The organism is Pseudomonas sp. KH_050 (assembly GCF_057838875.1).
Genome location: NZ_CM174478.1, coordinates 389722 through 405354, shown reverse-complemented (window position 1 = coordinate 405354; position 15633 = coordinate 389722). Strand labels below are relative to the sequence as shown.

15 protein-coding genes are annotated in these 15633 nt (G+C 59.3%); 12 read left to right on the top strand and 3 right to left on the bottom strand.

Annotated features, from left to right (window positions below):
- Window positions 1-139 precede the first annotated feature (139 nt).
- The 9 genes from argS (at window position 140) to AC3IUA_RS01810 (ending at window position 10613) form a co-directional block, all read left to right on the top strand.
- The gene (gene argS / locus AC3IUA_RS01850) at window positions 140-1876 is read left to right on the top strand and encodes an arginine--tRNA ligase (RefSeq protein WP_489358832.1); all 1737 of its coding nucleotides are present in this window, start codon (window positions 140-142) and stop codon (window positions 1874-1876) included.
- A 1-nt stretch (window position 1877) separates the two neighbouring features.
- Entirely contained in the window at window positions 1878-2576 is a 699-nt protein-coding gene (locus AC3IUA_RS01845) for an SPOR domain-containing protein (protein WP_489358831.1), read from the top strand.
- Window positions 2577-2822: 246 nt separating this feature from the next.
- The gene (hslV, locus tag AC3IUA_RS01840; protein ID WP_150802257.1) at window positions 2823-3353 is read left to right on the top strand and encodes an ATP-dependent protease subunit HslV; all 531 of its coding nucleotides are present in this window, start codon (window positions 2823-2825) and stop codon (window positions 3351-3353) included.
- Between the two features lie 58 nt (window positions 3354-3411).
- Window positions 3412-4749, top strand: coding sequence for an ATP-dependent protease ATPase subunit HslU (gene hslU / locus AC3IUA_RS01835; protein WP_489358830.1), 1338 nt, complete (start codon window positions 3412-3414; stop codon window positions 4747-4749).
- 78 nt (window positions 4750-4827) lie between these two features.
- Window positions 4828-5205 (top strand): gamma-butyrobetaine hydroxylase family protein, encoded by a 378-nt coding sequence (locus AC3IUA_RS01830; RefSeq protein ID WP_489358829.1) that lies wholly within the window; start codon window positions 4828-4830, stop codon window positions 5203-5205.
- Window positions 5206-5463: 258 nt separating this feature from the next.
- Window positions 5464-7143, top strand: a complete 1680-nt coding sequence (gene phaC / locus AC3IUA_RS01825) for a class II poly(R)-hydroxyalkanoic acid synthase (RefSeq protein ID WP_489358828.1) — start codon at window positions 5464-5466, stop codon at window positions 7141-7143.
- 136 nt (window positions 7144-7279) lie between these two features.
- Entirely contained in the window at window positions 7280-8137 is an 858-nt protein-coding gene (gene phaZ / locus AC3IUA_RS01820; protein ID WP_489358827.1) for a poly(3-hydroxyalkanoate) depolymerase, read from the top strand.
- Between the two features lie 113 nt (window positions 8138-8250).
- On the top strand, window positions 8251-9930 hold the full coding sequence (phaC, locus tag AC3IUA_RS01815) for a class II poly(R)-hydroxyalkanoic acid synthase (protein ID WP_489358826.1): 1680 nt from the start codon (window positions 8251-8253) through the stop codon (window positions 9928-9930).
- Window positions 9931-9992: 62 nt separating this feature from the next.
- Entirely contained in the window at window positions 9993-10613 is a 621-nt protein-coding gene (locus tag AC3IUA_RS01810) for a TetR/AcrR family transcriptional regulator (RefSeq protein ID WP_489358825.1), read from the top strand.
- A gap of 161 nt (window positions 10614-10774) precedes the next feature.
- On the opposite strand, the gene AC3IUA_RS01805 is transcribed toward AC3IUA_RS01810, so the two are convergent.
- The 3 genes from AC3IUA_RS01805 to AC3IUA_RS01795 all read right to left on the bottom strand — a co-directional run bounded on the left by AC3IUA_RS01805 (window position 10775) and on the right by AC3IUA_RS01795 (window position 12444).
- The gene (locus AC3IUA_RS01805; RefSeq protein WP_489358824.1) at window positions 10775-11563 is read right to left on the bottom strand and encodes a phasin family protein; all 789 of its coding nucleotides are present in this window, start codon (window positions 11561-11563) and stop codon (window positions 10775-10777) included.
- A gap of 10 nt (window positions 11564-11573) precedes the next feature.
- The gene (locus tag AC3IUA_RS01800) at window positions 11574-11996 is read right to left on the bottom strand and encodes a phasin family protein (RefSeq protein ID WP_489358823.1); all 423 of its coding nucleotides are present in this window, start codon (window positions 11994-11996) and stop codon (window positions 11574-11576) included.
- A 172-nt stretch (window positions 11997-12168) separates the two neighbouring features.
- Entirely contained in the window at window positions 12169-12444 is a 276-nt protein-coding gene (locus AC3IUA_RS01795) for a polyhydroxyalkanoic acid system family protein (protein WP_489358822.1), read from the bottom strand.
- Window positions 12445-12599: 155 nt separating this feature from the next.
- Between AC3IUA_RS01795 and ubiE the strand changes: the two genes are divergently transcribed.
- The 3 genes from ubiE to ubiB are packed head-to-tail and all read left to right on the top strand — an operon-like array spanning window position 12600 to window position 15594.
- Complete coding sequence (gene ubiE / locus AC3IUA_RS01790) at window positions 12600-13370, top strand: bifunctional demethylmenaquinone methyltransferase/2-methoxy-6-polyprenyl-1,4-benzoquinol methylase UbiE (protein ID WP_039756654.1); 771 nt, start codon at window positions 12600-12602, stop codon at window positions 13368-13370.
- Complete coding sequence (locus AC3IUA_RS01785; RefSeq protein ID WP_489358821.1) at window positions 13370-13993, top strand: ubiquinone biosynthesis accessory factor UbiJ; 624 nt, start codon at window positions 13370-13372, stop codon at window positions 13991-13993. Before ubiE ends, AC3IUA_RS01785 begins: the two co-directional genes overlap by 1 nt.
- Window positions 13990-15594 (top strand): ubiquinone biosynthesis regulatory protein kinase UbiB, encoded by a 1605-nt coding sequence (gene ubiB, locus AC3IUA_RS01780; RefSeq protein ID WP_489358820.1) that lies wholly within the window; start codon window positions 13990-13992, stop codon window positions 15592-15594. The genes AC3IUA_RS01785 and ubiB overlap by 4 nt, the downstream gene beginning before the upstream one ends.
- Window positions 15595-15633 lie beyond the last annotated feature (39 nt).

Sequence of the window (15633 nt, the reverse complement as noted above, 5' to 3'; positions counted from 1 at the left end):
GCGAAGATCTTCCTGCCCGGCTCCGCAGGTCTATAACCTGCCCACGAAGGTTGGCAAGCCCGCCTTCGCAACGGATAATGCCCAGTTTTTCCACCTGCGCATCGAAGCGCCACCGCGTCTGCGGTCGAAAGAGAAGACCATGAAAGACACCATTCGCCAGCTGATCCAGCAAGCCATCACCCAACTCGTCAACGAAGGTGTGTTGCCTGAAGGCCTGACGCCAGCGATTCAGGTGGAGAATTCCCGCGACAAAACCCATGGCGACTTCGCCAGCAACATCGCCATGATGTTGGCCAAGCCGGCCGGCATGAAGCCACGCGATCTGGCAGAAAAGATCATCGCCGCGCTGCCGGCTGACGAGAACGTCAGCAAAGCCGAAATCGCTGGCCCGGGCTTCCTCAATTTCTTCCAGAACACCCAGGCCCTGGCTTCGCGCCTGGACGCCGCGCTCGCCGACCCGCAGATCGGTGTGCGCAAGGCCGGTCCGGTGCAGCGCACGGTGGTCGACCTGTCGGCACCCAACCTGGCCAAAGAGATGCACGTTGGCCACCTGCGTTCGACCATCATCGGCGATGGCGTGGCGCGAGTTCTCGAGTTTCTCGGCGATACCGTGATCCGCCAGAACCATGTCGGCGACTGGGGCACCCAATTCGGCATGCTGATGGCGTACCTGCAGGAAAACCCGATCAGCAGCGACGAGCTGTCGGACCTGGAGAACTTCTACCGTGCCGCCAAACAACGCTTCGACGAATCCCCGGAGTTCGCTGATCGCGCCCGCGGCCTGGTGGTCAAGCTGCAAGCCGGTGATCCGGACTGCCTGGCGCTGTGGACGAAGTTCAAGGACATCTCGCTGTCTCACTGCCAGAAAATCTACGACCTGCTGAACGTCAAACTGACCCCGGCCGACGTCATGGGTGAAAGTGCCTACAACGATGACCTGATCAACGTGGTCAACGACCTCAAGGCCAAGGACATGCTGGTCGAGAGCAACGGCGCCCAGTGCGTGTTCCTCGATGAATTCAAAAACGCCGACGGCGAGCCGCTGCCGGTGATCATCGTCAAGGCCGACGGCGGTTATCTCTACGCCACCACCGACCTTGCAGCCGTGCGTTATCGCAGCGGCGTACTCAAGGCCGATCGCGCGCTGTACTTCGTCGATCAGCGTCAGGCCCTGCACTTCCAGCAGGTGTTCGCGGTGGCCCGCACCGCAGGCTTCGTGACCCATCCGATGGAAATGGAGCACATGGGCTTCGGCACCATGAACGGCGCCGATGGCCGTCCGTTCAAGACCCGTGACGGCGGCACCGTGAAGTTGATCGATCTGCTGACCGAAGCCCAGGAGCGCGCTTACGCGCTGGTGAAGGAAAAAAATCCGGAGCTGGCCGAAGCAGAATTGCGCAACATCGCCAAGGTCGTGGGCATTGGCGCGGTGAAGTACGCCGACCTGTCCAAGCACCGCACCAGCGATTACAGCTTCAACTTCGACCTGATGCTCAACTTCGAAGGCAATACCGCACCTTACTTGCTGTACGCCTACACCCGGGTGGCCGGCGTGTTCCGCAAACTGGGCAAGGACTTCAGCGAAGTCGAAGGGCAAATCATCCTCGAAGCGGCGCACGAACACGAGCTCGCCGCCAAACTGGCGCAGTTCGGCGAAATATTGAACAACGTCGGCGACAAGGGCACCCCGCACATCCTCTGCACTTACCTGTACGACGTCGCCGGGCTGTTCTCCAGTTTCTACGAGAACTGCCCGATCCTGACTGCCGAAACCCCGGCACAGATGCAGAGCCGCTTGCGTCTCGCGGCGCTGACCGGTCGCACTCTCAAGCAAGGCCTGGAGCTATTGGGTCTGGAAACTCTGGAGCGTATGTAAGTTGGCCGCCAAGAAAAAACCTGCACCCAAGCGTGGCGCCAGCCGTTACCAAGCTCCTGCAAAACAACCGATCCCGGGCTGGCTATGGCTGGCCATCGGGCTCACCGTGGGCGCATTCATCGTTTTCTTGATGAAGCTCGACCCGGGCCAGGGCGATGACGTCAAACGGGTCAAGCAAGAGCAGCAGAAAGCCTCCAGGATCGCCGAAGCGAACAAGACGCCTCCAAGCCCGCAGCAACCGGTGAAGCCGAAATACGACTTCTATACCCTGCTGCCGGAATCCGAGGTGATAGTGCCGCCGGATGCCGTGCCGGAAAAAACCCTGCCGACACCGCAGACCGCGCCCCTGGCTCCGGTGACCCCGGCTGAAGCGGCGAAGATCGACACTGCCCGCGCTCAGGCGGCACTCAGCGGCATTACCCCGCCGCCAGCGCCTCCGGTAGCGAAAGCTGCGCCAGTGACCAGGTTCTTCCTCCAGGCCGGCTCGTTCCGCAAAGAAGCGGATGCCGACAAGGTTCGTGCGCAGATCATTCTGCTGGGGCAGAGCGTATCGGTTGAGTCCGGCACGGTGAAGGACGAGACCTGGTACCGGGTGTTGGTGGGGCCGTTCAGCAATCGTGAACAGCTGACCACCGCGCAAAAACAACTGGCCGGCAGCGGTTTCAGCAATCTGTTGTTACAACAACGCCAGAGCCGATAGGCGAAGACCTGGGATAGCTCCTACAGAACAGCGCACCACTTGTAGGAGCTGCCGCAGGCTGCGATCTTTTCGGGGATCGGGGTTCGCTGGAATCTTAAGCAAGATCAAAGGATCGCAGCCTTCGGCAGCTCCTACCGGGCCTCGCACCGCTCGTCTCCCATCCTCTTCTGCAGTTGAAATACGCCCCACCACCCCCATATGAGTTCCCATCAGGGCATTTTCGCCCCGCAGCGTGGAGACTCTCCCTTGACCACCATCGTTTCAGTTCGCCGCCACGGCAAAGTCGTCATGGGCGGCGACGGCCAGGTTTCTCTGGGCAATACCGTGATGAAAGGCAACGCGAAAAAAGTTCGTCGCCTCTACCATGGTGAAGTCATTGCCGGTTTTGCCGGGGCTACCGCTGACGCCTTCACCCTCTTCGAACGCTTCGAAGGCCAGCTTGAGAAACATCAAGGTCACCTGGTTCGTGCCGCCGTCGAACTCGCCAAAGAATGGCGTACCGATCGCTCCCTCAGCCGCCTGGAAGCCATGTTGGCCGTTGCCAACAAAGACGCGTCCTTGATCATCACCGGTAACGGCGATGTGGTTGAGCCCGAAGAAGGCCTGATCGCTATGGGCTCCGGTGGCGGTTACGCTCAGGCCGCAGCCAGCGCCTTGCTGAAAAAAACCGATCTGTCGGCCCGCGAAATCGTCGAAACCGCGCTCGGCATCGCCGGCGACATCTGTGTATTCACCAACCACACCTTCACCATTGAGGAGCAGGATCTCGCGGAATAAGCCTGTTTTCGGCCATCGCGCCACGGCTTTCATTTTTGCTTGAGGACCGCCAAATACTATGTCCATGACTCCCCGCGAAATCGTCCACGAACTCAACCGCCATATCATCGGCCAGGACGACGCCAAGCGCGCCGTCGCCATCGCGCTGCGTAACCGCTGGCGCCGGATGCAACTGCCCGAAGAGCTGCGCGTCGAAGTGACGCCCAAAAACATCCTGATGATCGGCCCGACCGGCGTCGGTAAAACCGAAATCGCCCGACGTCTGGCCAAACTGGCCAACGCACCGTTCATCAAGGTCGAAGCCACCAAGTTCACCGAGGTCGGCTACGTTGGTCGTGACGTCGAGTCGATCATTCGTGATCTGGCCGATGCGGCAATCAAGCTCCTGCGCGAGCAGGAAATGACCAAGGTTCGTCATCGTGCCGAAGACGCCGCCGAAGAGCGTATCCTCGATGCCTTGCTGCCACCGGCACGCATGGGCTTCAACGAAGACGCCGCGCCGAGCCAGGACTCCAACACCCGCCAGCTGTTCCGCAAACGCCTGCGCGAAGGTCAGCTGGATGACAAGGAGATCGAAATCGAAGTGGCCGAAGTGTCTGGCGTCGATATCTCCGCGCCTCCAGGCATGGAAGAAATGACCAGCCAGTTGCAGAACCTGTTCGCCAACATGGGCAAGGGCAAGCGCAAGAGCCGCAAGCTCAAGGTCAAGGACGCGCTGAAACTGGTCCGTGACGAAGAGGCCAGCCGCCTGGTCAATGACGACGAGCTCAAGGCCAAGGCCCTGGAAGCGGTCGAGCAGCATGGCATCGTGTTCATCGACGAAATCGACAAGGTCGCCAAGCGCGGCAACACCGGTGGCATCGACGTGTCCCGTGAAGGCGTACAGCGCGATTTGCTGCCGCTGATCGAAGGCTGCACGGTCAACACCAAGCTGGGCATGGTCAAGACCGACCACATCCTGTTCATCGCCTCCGGCGCGTTCCACCTGAGCAAACCGAGCGACCTGGTGCCGGAGCTGCAAGGCCGCCTGCCGATCCGAGTCGAGCTCAAGGCCCTGAGCCCGCAAGATTTCGAACGCATCCTAAGCGAACCGCACGCCTCGCTCACCGAGCAATACCGCGAGCTGTTGAAAACCGAGGGTCTGGCGATCGAGTTCTTGCCCGGCGGCATCAAGCGTCTGGCCGAGATCGCCTGGCAGGTCAACGAGAAAACCGAGAACATCGGTGCCCGTCGCCTGCACACCCTGCTCGAGCGCCTGCTCGAAGAGGTGTCGTTCAGTGCCGGCGACCTGGCCGGTGCACAGGACGCTCAACCGATTCGCATCGACGCTGACTACGTCAACAATCACCTCGGCGAATTGGCGCAGAACGAAGACCTGTCCCGTTATATCCTGTAAGCAATACTTACAGTGGTAGCGGACCTTGTGGGAGCGAGCTTGCTCCCACAAGGTCCCACACAAGCCGGACTACAGGTCATGACCAAACTTCCCAGCGCCATCGAACTGCACAAAGCCTCGAAGACCCTGACGCTGAAATATGCGCCGGATGAGGTCTATCACCTGCCCGCCGAATTCCTGCGGGTGCACTCTCCCTCCGCCGAGGTCCAGGGCCATGGCAAACCTATCCTGCAATTTGGCAAGATCGGTGTCGGCCTGAGCAAGGTCGAACCGGCCGGTCAGTACGCACTGAAATTGACCTTCGACGACGGCCACGACAGTGGTCTGTTCACTTGGGATTACCTGTACCAGCTGGCAGTACGCCAGGACGATCTTTGGGCGGATTATCTTGCCGAGCTCAAAGCCGCTGGAAAATCCCGCGACCCTAGCGAATCCATCGTCAAACTGATGCTCTAACTCAGGCCTCTCGCTGTTTAGAAGGCATTTTCTAATTTCATCTGTTTGAATGCTCTGCCGCGCAGGCAGCGTTTGGCCCGCTTGCGAAAAAAATTAAACTCGGGTAACCAATGTAGCTGGCAGGGTCCCTGCAGTGCTCTCTGAACTAAAAAAACAGCAATGCAGAATTAACGGTCACCCGAGCAGTAGTACCTGGCGTTTGCTGTGTGACTACACAGTTGGTCCCGGTATTCGTCTCAGGACAATGGAGCGTCGTAGATGAGTAACAAGAATAACGATGACTTGAATCGCCAAGCCTCGGAAAACACTCTGGGGCTCAATCCCGTCGTCGGCTTGCGTGGTAAAGATTTGCTTACCTCTGCTCGAATGGTCTTGACCCAGGCCATCAAGCAACCGATTCACAGCGTCAAGCACGTCGCGCATTTTGGCGTCGAGCTCAAGAATGTGATGTTCGGAAAATCCAGTCTGCAGCCCGAGAGTGACGACCGTCGCTTCAATGATCCGGCCTGGAGTCAGAACCCCCTCTACAAACGTTATCTGCAAACCTACCTGGCGTGGCGCAAGGAGCTGCACGACTGGGTCAGCGACAGCAACCTGTCCGAAGCGGACATCAACCGCGCGCACTTCGTGATCAACCTGATGACCGATGCCATGGCCCCGACCAACAGTGCGGCCAACCCGGCGGCGGTCAAACGTTTCTTCGAGACCGGTGGTAAAAGCCTGCTCGACGGCCTCTCGCACCTGGCCAAGGACCTGGTCAACAACGGCGGCATGCCGAGCCAGACGAACATGGGCGCCTTCGAAGTCGGCAAGAGCCTGGGGACCACCGAAGGCTCGGTGGTTTTCCGCAACGACGTGCTCGAATTGATCCAGTACCAGCCGACCACCGAGCAGGTGCATGAGCGCCCTCTGCTGGTGGTGCCGCCGCAGATCAACAAATTTTATGTGTTCGACCTGAGTCCGGATAAAAGCCTGGCGCGCTTTTGCCTGCGAAACAAACAGCAGACTTTTATCGTCAGCTGGCGCAATCCGACCAAGGCCCAGCGTGAGTGGGGTCTGTCGACTTACATCGATGCGCTGAAGGAAGCTGTCGACGTGGTCTCGGCCATCACCGGCAGCAAAGACATCAATATGCTCGGTGCCTGCTCTGGCGGCATCACCTGCACCGCGTTGCTCGGCCACTACGCCGCCCTGGGCGAGAAGAAGGTCAATGCCCTGACCCTGCTGGTCAGCGTGCTCGATACCACCCTCGACTCCCAGGTTGCGCTGTTCGTCGACGAGAAAACCCTGGAATCCGCCAAGCGTCAATCCTATCAGGCTGGCGTGCTGGAAGGCCGTGACATGGCCAAAGTCTTTGCCTGGATGCGCCCCAACGATCTGATCTGGAATTACTGGGTCAACAACTACCTGTTGGGCAACGAGCCGCCGGTCTTCGACATTCTGTACTGGAACAATGACACCACCCGCTTGCCTGCGGCGTTCCACGGCGACCTGATCGAAATGTTCAAAAATAACCCACTGATCCGTGCCAATGCACTGGAAGTGAGCGGCACACCGATCGACCTCAAACAGGTCACTGCCGACATCTACTCCCTGGCCGGTACCAACGATCACATCACGCCCTGGAAGTCTTGCTACAAGTCGGCGCAACTGTTCGGTGGCAAGGTCGAATTCGTGCTGTCCAGCAGCGGGCATATCCAAAGCATCCTGAACCCGCCCGGCAACCCTAAGTCACGCTATATGACCAGCACCGAGATGCCAGTCAAGGCCGAGGACTGGCAAGAAAACTCGACCAAGCACACTGACTCCTGGTGGCTGCACTGGCAAGCCTGGCAGGCCGAGCGCGCGGGCAAGCTGAAAAAGTCCCCGACCAACCTGGGCAACAAGGCCTATCCGCCCGGGGAAGCCGCACCGGGTACCTATGTACATGAACGTTAAGTTGTAGGCAGTCACGAAATCCGCGGCACTCAGAGGTGCCGCGAGCCCTGCTCAACACGGACGAGGCCAGCCCTCGAATTTTTCGGGACAAGCTCAGGAAGGCTTGCCCAATGGTTTAACCCACAGGGCTTCTGAGATGCCGCAACCGTTCATATTTCGTACTGTCGACCTGGATGGCCAAACCATCCGTACCGCAGTACGCCCCGGCAAGCCTCACTTGACGCCCCTGCTTATTTTCAATGGCATCGGCGCCAACCTGGAACTGGTGTTTCCGTTCGTCCAGGCGCTCGACCCCGATCTGGAGGTGATCGCCTTCGACGTTCCCGGGGTCGGCGGCTCCTCGACACCCCGCATCCCCTATCGTTTCCCGGGTCTGGCCAAACTGACCACGCGCATGCTCGACTATCTGGATTACGGGCAAGTCAATGTTGTCGGCGTGTCCTGGGGGGGTGCACTGGCCCAGCAATTTGCCTACGACTACCCGGAGCGCTGCAAAAAACTGGTGCTTGCCGCCACTGCGGCCGGTGCCTTTATGGTGCCAGGCAAACCGAAAGTGCTGTGGATGATGGCCAGCCCCAGGCGCTACATCCAGCCGTCCCATGTGATTCGCATCGCGCCGTTGATCTATGGCGGATCCTTCCGCCGCGACCCTAACCTGGCCGCCGAACACGCCAGCAAGGTGCGTTCGGGCGGCAAGCTGGGTTACTACTGGCAACTGTTCGCAGGGCTGGGCTGGACCAGCATTCACTGGCTGCACAAGATTCATCAACCGACCCTGATACTGGCCGGCGATGACGATCCACTGATCCCGCTGATCAATATGCGCATGCTGACCTGGCGGATCCCCAACGCCCAGCTACACATAATCGACGACGGTCATTTGTTCCTGATTACCCGGGCCGAAGCCGTCGCGCCGATCATCATGAAATTTCTCGAAGAAGAACGTCAGCGGGCCGTGATGCACCCGCACCCGGAACCGTTCGGCAGGACTTAACGTCTTGTGCATGTCGACAGGATCATTGCCTGCGCAGGAGAGCTCTGGACCGACTATGGTGTCTGTCTTGCATTGATGTGCTTGTTGAAGGCTTGACGAAGGAGTGTTGACTCATGAGAGACAAAGCAGCGCAGGGCTCCTTGCCCACCCCCACGTTTATCAACGCTCAGAGTGCGATTACCGGTCTGCGCGGCCGGGATCTGTTCTCGACCCTGCGCAGCGTGGCCGCCCATGGCCTGCGTCACCCGGTAAAAAGTGCCCGTCATGCGCTGGCCCTGGGTGGTCAGCTGGGTCGCGTGTTATTGGGTGAAACGCTGCACACTCCGAACCCTAAGGACAAGCGGTTTACCGACCCGACCTGGACTCTGAATCCGTTTTATCGTCGCAGCCTGCAGGCCTATCTGAGCTGGCAAAAACAGGTCAAAAGCTGGATCGACGAAAGCGGCATGAGCCCCGACGACCGCGCCCGTGCACACTTCGCCTTCGCCCTGCTCAATGACGCCGTATCGCCCTCCAACACGCTACTCAACCCGCTGGCTGTCAAGGAACTGTTCAATTCCGGCGGTAACAGCCTGGTCCGCGGCCTCAGCCATTTGTTCGACGACCTGCTGCACAACAACGGATTGCCCAGCCAGGTCAACAGACACGCGTTCGAGATCGGCAAGACGGTAGCGACCACCACCGGCTCGGTAGTGTTTCGCAACGAACTGCTCGAGCTGATGCAATACAAGCCGATGAGCGAAAAGCAGTACAGCAAGCCGCTGCTGATCGTGCCACCGCAGATCAACAAGTATTATATTTTCGACCTCAGCCCGGGCAACAGCTTCGTCCAGTACGCGCTGAAAAATGGCCTGCAAGTGTTCGTGGTCAGTTGGCGCAACCCGGATGTTCGCCATCGCGAATGGGGCCTGTCCAGTTATGTGGAGGCTCTGGAGCAAGGGCTGAATGTCTGCCGCGCCATCACTGGTGCGCGCGAAGTCAATCTGATGGGCGCCTGTGCCGGCGGCCTGACCATCGCCGCCCTGCAAGGTCATCTGCAAGCCAAGCGGCAACTGCGGCGGATCTCCAGCTCCACCTACCTGGTCAGCCTGCTCGATAGCCAGATCGACAGCCCGGCCACCTTGTTCGCCGACGAGCAGACCCTCGAAGCCGCCAAGCGCCAATCCTATCAGCGAGGCGTATTCGAAGGGCGCGACATGGCCAAGGTCTTCGCCTGGATGCGCCCCAACGACCTGATCTGGAACTACTGGGTCAACAACTACCTGCTGGGCAAGGAGCCGCCGGCCTTTGACATCCTGTACTGGAATAACGACAACACGCGCCTGCCCGCGGCATTGCATGGCGACCTGCTGGACTTCTTCAAGCACAACCCGCTGAGTCATCCAGGTGGCCTGGAGGTGTGCGGTACTCCGATCGATCTGCAGAAGGTTAACGTCGACAGCTTCAACGTGGCCGGCATCAACGACCACATCACTCCTTGGGATGCGGTGTACCGCTCGACCTTGTTGCTGGGCGGCAATCGCCGCTTCGTACTGTCCAACAGCGGACACGTCCAGAGCATCCTCAACCCGCCGAGCAACCCCAAGGCCAGTTTCATCGAGAACCCCAAGCTCAGCAGCGATCCACGCGCCTGGTATTACGACGGCACCCATGCCGAAGGCAGCTGGTGGCCACAATGGCTGAGCTGGATTCAGGAACGCTCCGGGACCCAACGGGAAACCCTGATGGCGCTCGGCAACCAGAACTATCCACCGATGGAGGCGGCGCCAGGTACCTACGTGCGCGTGCGCTGAATGCTCTCTGCACCACGGTCGGGCTTTTGTCCGTGGCATGACTCAACAACCAAGAAGACTGGATGAAAACCCGCGACCGGATCCTCGAATGTGCCCTGCAACTGTTCAACCAAAAGGGCGAACCGAATGTCTCCACCATGGAAGTTGCCAATGAGATGGGCATCAGCCCGGGCAACCTCTACTACCACTTCCACGGCAAGGAACCGCTGATCCTCGGCTTGTTCGAACGCTTCCAGGCCGAACTGACGCCGCTGCTCGACCCGCCGGCGGATGCGCAACTGGCGGCTGAAGATTACTGGCTGTTCCTGCACCTGATCGTCGAGCGGCTAGCGCACTATCGCTTTCTGTTCCAGGACCTGTCCAACCTGGCCGGGCGCTTGCCGAAACTGGCCAAGGGCATTCGCAATCTGCTCAATGCCTTGAAGCGGACCCTGGCCTCATTGCTGGCAGGCTTGAAAGCGCAGGGGCAACTGGTCAGCGAAACCCAGGCGCTGGGACAACTGGTCGAACAGATCACCATGACGCTGCTGTTTTCCCTCGACTATCAACGGATTCTAGGGCGCGAGGGCGAAGTACGGGTGGTGGTTTACCAGATCATGATGCTGGTAGCGCCGCACTTGCTGCCCCCGGCAAAACTGGCGACCGAACAGATGGCATTGCGGTACCTGGAAGAGCAAGTGTGATTGTAAGATCAAAAGATCGCAGCCTGCGGCAGCTCCGGAATGCGTAGGAGCTGCCGATAGGCTGCGATCTTTTGCGCTCGATCAGGCACCGGAGAGTTTTCTGACCAAAACAAAAACGCCCGACCTTTGCAGGCCGGGCGTTTTTGTCTGTCCCGAGAAAATTAGGACTGACTGGATGGCGTCGATGGAATCGGCGCGACAGTCGGGGTGACCGCAGGGGTCGGAGCAGCTGCAGAGTTCGAAGAGCTGACCGCAGCGACCGGCTTGGCCTCTACGGCAGGCTTGGGCGCCGCTGCTTTGGGCGCAGCTGGCTTCCTGGCCACCGGCTTCTTCGCCGCTGCTGGCTTGGCGGCAACCGCTTTAGCTGCTGGCTTGGCCGCGGCAGGTTTGGCTGCTGCGGTTTTTGTTGCGGGCTTGGCTGCTGCTTTGGCCGCTGGTTTGGCTGCCGGTTTAGCGGCGGCCTTTACCAGAGGTTTGGCCGCGGTTTTAGCTGCCGGTTTGGCCGCTGCGGTCTTGCTCGCCACTGGCTTGGTCACAGAAGCACCGGTCAGGCGCTCGATCTGCTTGGTCAGGGTGTCGACCTTGCTGTGCAGCGCCTTGACTTCATTGCGGCTCGGCACGCCCAGACGCGAAATGGCGCTGTTGAGTCGCTTGTCGAAAGCCTCTTCCAGCTCGCCCCATTTGCCCAGCGCACGGTCTTTGACATCACCGACACGGGACTTGGCCGACTGAGCCGAATCCTTGGCGGCATCGACTTTTTTACCGACGGCGCTCTTGGTGAGCTTCTCGGCTTTCTCACCATCTTTGACCAGGGTATCGAAGAGTTTGCTGCCGTCAGTGTCGATCTTCGAGTACACGCCTAAACCAGCAAGCCAGATTTTGCGGGAGTAGTCTTCGACTTTCCCGATCCACGAGCTGCCTTCTTTTTCAGTATTCTTTTTACCAGCCATCCCGTTCTCCTTAATGTTTACGCGCGACACGTTCAAGCAATGCCGTCAACCCATCGAGCTTAGCAGAGAGTGTCTCAACATCATGTTTAGACGCAATGCCGAAGCGATTCAAGGCACTTGCGACACGAGTGTCGAACGCCTTCTCGACTTTATCGAACTGCACTTCGATTTTACCTTTGAAACCGGTGACGTCACCCTTGACGTTATCGATCTGACTGTTGGCCGCTTCAAGTTGCTGAGTCACAACTTTTTTGCCTTTATTTTCAACAGCTTGACCAGTCTCGATCAGCTCCTGAATGTACTCGCTGCCTTCCTGACCGACCTTGGCGTAGGCCCCCAGGCCTGCCAGCCAAATCTTGCGGGCATAGGATTTCACTTCGCTCGGAGCGGTTGTCTGAACGTCGGTTTTTTTCTTCAAAATTACTTTGGCCATGGTGCACCTCACGCGCAAAAGGTTTGAGGAACTGCCCACAGGAATGAGGGCTTAGGCACAAAGTAGTGAGAAAAATTAGAAACATCACCCTAGGTTGCGAAGCAATCCCGGAGTGATGAATTGATTGGCAACAAAAGGTTCGAACACCACAGCGCAAACTGAAAATTCACGATCACGCCAGGGCTTTATCCAGCGCCTTTTCGATCTCGGACTTGATCGTGCCGCTCATGGCCGACATTAGCAGGCCCAGTTCGACATCGACCTTGATCGAGTTCTCGCCCACATACACCGCGCCTTTCACACCGGAGCGTCTGAGGTTCAAGGTGTCGCCTGACCACTGCGGCTCCAGGCCATATTGATCGGACAGTCTCTGCGCCAACTTGTCGGCCTTCTCTCGGGCCGCTTCCTTACCCAGGCCGTGGGCACGTTCAACACTTATACGGGCCATCGAATGACTCCTGTTTTATCGGGACTTGCTCAAGACATCTTGACCTTGCATGCGTCAAAACGTCCCGGCGATTGCCTATCTTACCTTCAGCCTTGCCAAGACAAAGACCGTCACCGGGATTAGAATGTCCCGCATTCTCTTCTGGTGACAGCGATATGACTGATCAGCGCAAAGGCAGCGATGCCGAACCCACCACTCACTTCGGCTTCAAAAACGTTCCGGAAAGCCAAAAAGCGGAAAAAGTCGCTGAAGTTTTCCACTCCGTAGCGGCCAAGTACGACCTGATGAACGACCTGCTGTCGGGCGGCATGCACCGGCTATGGAAGCGTTTCGCGATCGAACTGTCCGGCGTACGCAGCGGCAACCGCGTGCTGGACATCGCTGGCGGTACCGGTGACCTGACCAGAAAGTTTTCGCACCTGGTGGGTCCTACCGGCCAGGTGGTACTGGCTGACATCAACGAATCCATGCTCAAGGTCGGTCGCGATCGCTTGCTGGATCTGGGTGTGGCCGGCAATGTCGAGTTCGTCCAGGCCGATGCTGAAAAGCTGCCGTTCCCGGACAACCATTTCGACTGTGTGACCATCGCCTTCGGCCTGCGCAACGTGACTCACAAGGAAGATGCCCTGCGCTCCATGCTGCGGGTGCTCAAGCCCGGTGGCCGGCTGCTGGTGCTGGAGTTCTCCAAACCGACCAATGCGCTGATGTCCAAGGCCTACGATGCCTATTCCTTCGCCTTCATGCCGCTGATGGGCAAGCTGATCACCAATGACTCGGAAAGCTACCGCTACCTGGCCGAGTCGATCCGCATGCACCCGAACCAGGAAACCCTGAAGTCGATGATGGTCGAGGCCGGTTTCGACCGCGTGACTTATCACAACATGACCGCCGGCATCGTCGCCCTGCATCGTGGCATCAAACCCTGATGTTGCTTAGCGGCCTGCTGGTCGGCGTCGAACTCGGCCTCAACCGCGTGCTGCGTCTCGACAGCACGGCGCTGCCGCGCCTGCAGCACTTGAGTGGCAAGGTGATCGCTGTCGACTGCCGCAGCCCGGCGTTGCAACTGTTCATCATGCCCGGCGATGAAGGCCTGATGCTGGCCGCCCATTGGGCCGCCGAGGCCGACTGCACCTTGCGCGCTCCGGCGTCGAGCTTGCTGAGCCTGGCGCTGAGCAAGGACAAGACCGCCGTGTTGCATGGCCCCGAGGTCGAACTCGAAGGTGACAGCGCGGTGCTGCTGGAGCTGGCGGCGATACTGCAGGACCTGGAGCTTGACTGGGAGTACGAACTCTCGCGCTGGCTCGGTCCGGTCGCCACGCAACTGATCGGCGGCCATCTGCGCAGCCGCGCACAGTGGTACCAGCAAGGGTTCGCCAGCCTGAACCAGAACCTCGCCGAATACCTCAGCGAAGAGTCGCGCACCCTGGTGGGCCAGCGCGAGGCCGAAGCCCGTTTTAGCGAACTGGACCAGATCAAGCTTGATCTGGAACGTCTTGAGGCGCGTTTCGAGCGCCTTTCCCGATCCCTTGATTCAAGCGATAACGCATGAAGCTGCTTGCCGTCCGCCGTTTGTTGCGCATCCAGCGCGTCGTGATCCGCTACCGCCTCGATGATCTATTGTTCGCCCTGCCACTGCCCTGGTTTCTCCTGGCACTGCGCTACGCCTTGCCGTGGCGCTGGTTCCCGCGCAAGCCACTGACACTGACTCGTGGTGCGCGTCTGCGTCTGGCGTTGCAGGATCTGGGGCCGATCTTCATCAAGTTCGGGCAGATTCTGTCCACTCGCCGCGATCTGCTGCCCGAAGACATCGCCGACGAGCTGATGCTGTTGCAAGACCGCGTACCGCCGTTCGATTCGCAAGTGGCGATAGATCTGATCGAAAGCCAGCTCGGCAAGAAAATCAGCGATGTCTTCAGCCGTTTCGACTTCGAACCGCTGGCCTCCGCGTCGGTGGCGCAAGTTCATGCCGCACAGCTGAAAAGCGGTGAAGAAGTGGTGGTCAAGGTCATCCGCCCGGGCCTCAAGCCGATCATCGCCCAGGATCTGGCCTGGCTGTTCATCCTCGCCCGCGCTGCGGAAAAACTCTCCGCCGATGCCCGTCTGCTGCACCCGGTGGATGTGGTCCAGGACTACGAAAAAACCATCTACGACGAGCTCGATCTGTTGCGCGAGGCGGCCAATGCCAGCCAGCTCAAGCGCAACTTCGACGGTTCGCCGCTGCTGTATGTGCCGCAAGTCTATTGGGACTGGTGCCGGCCGAAAGTGCTGGTGATGGAGCGCATCTACGGTATTCAGGTCACCGACCTGGCAACGTTGGCCGACCAGCGCACCGACATGAAAATGCTTGCCGAACGCGGCGTGGAGATTTTCTTCACCCAAGTGTTCCGTGACAGCTTCTTCCACGCCGACATGCACCCCGGCAATATCTTCGTCAGCACCGTGCAGCCGTGGAGCCCGCAGTACATTGCCATCGACTGTGGCATCGTCGGCAGCCTGACCCCGGAAGACCAGGATTATCTGGCGCGCAACCTGTTCGCCTTCTTCAAGCGCGACTACCGCCGCGTCGCCCAGTTGCATATCGACTCGGGCTGGGTACCGGCGGAAACAAGACTCAACGAATTCGAAGCGGCGATCCGAACCGTTTGCGAGCCGATTTTCGAGAAGCCTTTAAAAGATATTTCCTTCGGTCAGGTGCTGATGCGCCTGTTCCAGACTGCTCGGCGCTTCAACATGGAAGTGCAGCCGCAGCTGGTTCTCTTGCAGAAAACCCTGCTGAACATCGAAGGCCTGGGTCGTCAGCTGTACCCGGAGCTGGATCTGTGGAACACCGCCCAGCCGTTCCTCGAACGCTGGATGCGCGAGCGGGTCAGCCCCAAAGCCTTGCTGGGCAACCTGCAGAGCCAGGTAGAGCAACTGCCGCACCTGGCCAACATGACCCGCGATCTGCTGGAGCGCATGTCGCAACCACACGTGTCCAATCCGCCACCCGCCTGGCACCGACGCAAGGACGACTGGTTCCTGCGCCTGCTCGGTTGCGCCCATCTGGCTGGCGGTACGGTGCTCGCTGCCGGCGGCCCATTGAATGAACTGGGGCACTGGCCGGCCGGAATCATGGTTGCGGTCGGTTTGTATCTGGTCGTGCGCCGATAGCCAGCAACGCGTGCTGCTGGCACACTGTTTTAACGCCTG

Bases quoted from the DNA above. Each gene is read 5' to 3' on its own strand.
- argS (WP_489358832.1), top strand. From the start codon at position 140: ATGAAAGACACCATTCGCCAGCTGATCCAGCAAGCCATCACCCAACTC.
- hslU (WP_489358830.1), top strand. From the start codon at position 3,412: ATGTCCATGACTCCCCGCGAAATCGTCCACGAACTCAACCGCCATATC.
- AC3IUA_RS01830 (WP_489358829.1), top strand. From the start codon at position 4,828: ATGACCAAACTTCCCAGCGCCATCGAACTGCACAAAGCCTCGAAGACC.
- phaC (WP_489358828.1), top strand. From the start codon at position 5,464: ATGAGTAACAAGAATAACGATGACTTGAATCGCCAAGCCTCGGAAAAC.
- phaZ (WP_489358827.1), top strand. From the start codon at position 7,280: ATGCCGCAACCGTTCATATTTCGTACTGTCGACCTGGATGGCCAAACC.
- phaC (WP_489358826.1), top strand. From the start codon at position 8,251: ATGAGAGACAAAGCAGCGCAGGGCTCCTTGCCCACCCCCACGTTTATC.
- AC3IUA_RS01810 (WP_489358825.1), top strand. From the start codon at position 9,993: ATGAAAACCCGCGACCGGATCCTCGAATGTGCCCTGCAACTGTTCAAC.
- AC3IUA_RS01805 (WP_489358824.1), bottom strand. From the start codon at position 11,563: ATGGCTGGTAAAAAGAATACTGAAAAAGAAGGCAGCTCGTGGATCGGG.
- AC3IUA_RS01800 (WP_489358823.1), bottom strand. From the start codon at position 11,996: ATGGCCAAAGTAATTTTGAAGAAAAAAACCGACGTTCAGACAACCGCT.
- AC3IUA_RS01795 (WP_489358822.1), bottom strand. From the start codon at position 12,444: ATGGCCCGTATAAGTGTTGAACGTGCCCACGGCCTGGGTAAGGAAGCG.
- ubiE (WP_039756654.1), top strand. From the start codon at position 12,600: ATGACTGATCAGCGCAAAGGCAGCGATGCCGAACCCACCACTCACTTC.
- AC3IUA_RS01785 (WP_489358821.1), top strand. From the start codon at position 13,370: ATGTTGCTTAGCGGCCTGCTGGTCGGCGTCGAACTCGGCCTCAACCGC.
- ubiB (WP_489358820.1), top strand. From the start codon at position 13,990: ATGAAGCTGCTTGCCGTCCGCCGTTTGTTGCGCATCCAGCGCGTCGTG.